Source organism: Phyllobacterium sp. P5_D12, from assembly GCF_054049495.1.
Genome location: NZ_JBFUMG010000482.1, coordinates 1 through 3398, shown reverse-complemented (window position 1 = coordinate 3398; position 3398 = coordinate 1). Strand labels below are relative to the sequence as shown.

The following is a 3398-nucleotide window of genomic DNA, read 5'->3' as shown; positions in this document are numbered from 1 at the left end:
GTATGCCTGCTGCATTTTCGGCATAGGAATGCTTTGATAGATGCGAATCTCACCCTGCCGGTTCTCACACAAGAAATCCCGAATCCGGGATGAAAATATCAACCCCAAGAGGAAATTTAGTTGCGCAAGGTTGATATTCTACTCCATCAGTGTGGCCTAATGTAGCATTGCACAATATTCGTGCATGCGCAAAAATAAGGCATGAATGCAGCCCTGTCGATCATGATTTTCGACGAGAACCGTATCCGCGCCGCTATTATCGAAGAGGGCTTGCGGGAGGCGGGGCATACGCACGTGGTGGTGCTGCACGATATTGTCGGACTGGCGCGGCAGATAGAAATTATCGGTCCGGATGTCATTGTTATCGATATCGAAACGCCCAACCGCGATATGCTTGAGCATTTGTTTCAGCTAACGCGCTCTGTACGCAAACCTATTGCGATGTTTGTGGATCGCTCGGATAGTTTATCTATTGAAGCGGCTGTTGAAGCTGGTGTTTCGGCCTATGTGGTCGATGGTTTGAGGAAAGAACGTGTGAAGCCCATCCTTGATATGGCCGTCAGCCGTTTCAAGGCGTTCAGCCGGTTGCAGCAGGAACTGGCCGACGCCAAGAGTGCCCTTGAGGAGCGCAAGATCATCGACCGGGCCAAAGGAATCCTGATGAAATCGCGCAAATTATCCGAAGATGAGGCCTATGCGCTTTTGCGTCAGACAGCCATGAACGAAAAGAAGAAACTTGCCGATATTGCCCAAAGCGTCGTCATGGCGGCGGCAATTCTGGGAAGTTAGGAAGAACTAGAATGAGTTTCATCCCGACCGGAATTGATCAGCACAAGAGCGGGCTAACAGCTCCTGCCACGATCCGCACGGAAAGTGCCAAGCTGGTTCGCGCCGGGTTCATCCCGCTCGTCGATGCCGCTGTTCTCATTGCCGCTTCGGAATTCGGATTTGCCGCTCGCGAAGGTATCCAGATAGATCTGGTCAAGGACGTTTCATGGGCCAATATCCGCGACCGGCTGGCGTTCCGCCAGTTCGACATCGCGCATATGCTAGCTCCGATGCCGGTCGCCGCGGCGCTAGGCCTCGGGTCCAATCCTTCTCCGGCAATTGCTCCTTTCATGCTCGGGCGTGGCGGTAACGCCATCACGCTTTCCGTAGAGCTCTATCGTCGTATGCAGGAAAAGGCAGGTCTTGCTGGACATGAAGATGCCCTGACCAATGCCAAAGCGCTCAAACTGGTAATCGACGAAATGCGGGCAAAGGGCGAGGCTTTGCCGGTCTTGGGGATGACCTATCCCTTCTCCTCACATAATTATGAATTGCGCTATTGGCTGTCAGCTGGCGGTCTTCATCCGGAAGAGGATGTAAAACTGGTCGTGGTGCCACCACCGATGACATCCGACGCCCTATCCGCGGGAGCGATCGACGGGTTCTGCGTAGGGGCACCGTGGAATATGGTAGCTGTGTCGCGCGAAGTTGGGCGCATCGTTGCGGTCAAGGAAGATATCTGGCCTTCCAGTCCGGAAAAGGTCATCGGCGCCAGACCGGAATGGGCAGAGCAGAATCCCGAAACACTCTCACGGTTGATTGTGGCACTCGATCGCGCGGCAGCATGGTGCGATGTTTCGGACAACCGGCGTGAACTGGCGCAGATCTTGGCGGAACCCCGTTATCTCGACGTGCCATTCGACATTCTCCACCGGGTGCTCGTGGGACAATTCACTACTGATCCGAATGGGACCGAGCGGACTGTTCCAGAATATTTTACCTTCCATCGCCAGGGGGCAAATTTCCCGTGGATCAGTCAGGCCCAATGGATATTCAGCCAGATGGTGCGATGGGGGCAGGTCGCCTATTCGCTGAAAGCCCATCGGCAGGTTGCTTCAGCCTTCCGGCCGGATCTCTATCGCAACGCGCTTGGAAGCCGCGCCGATATCCCCGTGACGGATGTGCGCATAGAGGGAAACGCTGAGGATGACGTGTTCATCGATGGCGCCACGTTCGATCCAGAAGATATTCGTGGCTATGTTGCAAGTTTCCCAATTCGGAATACCGGCTCCGGAACCACGAACCAGAGTGACGTTTAGGACCGCACATGTTTTGTGCTGTGCACAATAAATTCGCACTCGACTATCGTTATCTGCACAAATCTGTTGCTTTGATTATTCGTAGGCCCCTCGCTTCTTGCAAGGCTAAACTAAAAAATATGTAATTTTTTCAGCTAGTTGCTGTTTTTATTAAGAGTTGGCACGCCGTTTGCATTGATATTTTTGTTCCGTCAATGACGACAKGAACCGCAGGCACCGGCATCGGGTGCTTTCAAAGACACAGACGTCGCTCGGCGAGTTCATTCTGCAGGTATGCCTGGAATGCACTCCATCCAGCGGCGTTTTTTTATGGCTCAACCGGCTGCAAAGGCCGACGCATTTCAGGGGAAATACTATGAAAGACATTCTGTCGACTGGCATGCACAGACGAAAGCTTCTGAAAGCGGGCGGAACGCTGGCACTGTTTGCTGCCGCCAAATCTGCTTTTCCTGGTGGCGCTTTTGCGGCAGCTGCCGGTCCCGAGACCACAAAGGCAACGCTTGGCTTCATTGCGCTCACCGACTCCGCACCATTGATCGTCGCCAAGGAAAAAGGTCTGTTCGCAAAATATGGCATGCCGGATGTCGAGGTAGTCAAGCAGGCCTCCTGGGGCACAACACGCGACAATCTCGTATTGGGTTCGGCCGGTAACGGTATCGACGGCGCACATATCCTCACTCCGATGCCGTACCTTATCAGTACCGGCAAGGTGACCCAGAACAATCAACCTCTACCGATGGTCATTCTCGCGCGGCTCAATCTCGACGCGCAGGGGATCTCCGTTGGTGCCGCCTATGCGGATATCAAAGTCGGCGCGGATTCTGGTTTGCTGAAAGAGGCTTTTGCCAAGAAGAAGGCAGAGGGCAGCCCAGCCAAGGCCGCAATGACATTCCCGGGCGGTACACATGACCTTTGGATTCGTTACTGGCTCGCAGCCGGCGGAATCGACCCCGACAAGGATGTCGAAACCATCGTGGTTCCGCCGCCGCAGATGGTTGCCAACATGAAAGTCGGTACTATGGACTGTTTCTGTGTGGGTGAGCCGTGGAATGCGCAGCTTGTCAACCAAGGCATCGGTTACACAGCAATCAACACGGCGGAAATCTGGGCCAAGCATCCGGAAAAATCGTTCGCCATGCGTGYCGATTGGGTCGAGAAAAATCCCATTGCGACCAAGGCGCTGCTAATGGCCGTCCTCGAAGCCCAGCAATGGGCTGACGATATGGCGAACAAGGACGAACTGGCTGCAATCGTCGGCAAGCGCGCCTGGTTCAATGTTCCCGCTACCGATATCGCTGGACGGTTGAAGGG

At 54.3% G+C, this 3398-nt stretch carries 3 protein-coding genes; all 3 read left to right on the top strand.

What is annotated here, in order from left to right; translation table 11 throughout:
- Positions 1 to 201: 201 nt before the first annotated feature.
- Positions 202 to 789, top strand: coding sequence for an ANTAR domain-containing response regulator (locus ACXJ5O_RS22180; RefSeq protein WP_112531481.1), 588 nt, complete (start codon positions 202 to 204; stop codon positions 787 to 789).
- Positions 790 to 800: 11 nt separating this feature from the next.
- On the top strand, positions 801 to 2087 hold the full coding sequence (locus ACXJ5O_RS22175) for a CmpA/NrtA family ABC transporter substrate-binding protein (RefSeq protein WP_457301781.1): 1287 nt from the start codon (positions 801 to 803) through the stop codon (positions 2085 to 2087).
- A 355-nt stretch (positions 2088 to 2442) separates the two neighbouring features.
- A partial coding sequence (locus tag ACXJ5O_RS22170) for a CmpA/NrtA family ABC transporter substrate-binding protein (RefSeq protein ID WP_457301780.1) occupies positions 2443 to 3398 on the top strand: 956 nt, incomplete at its 3' end.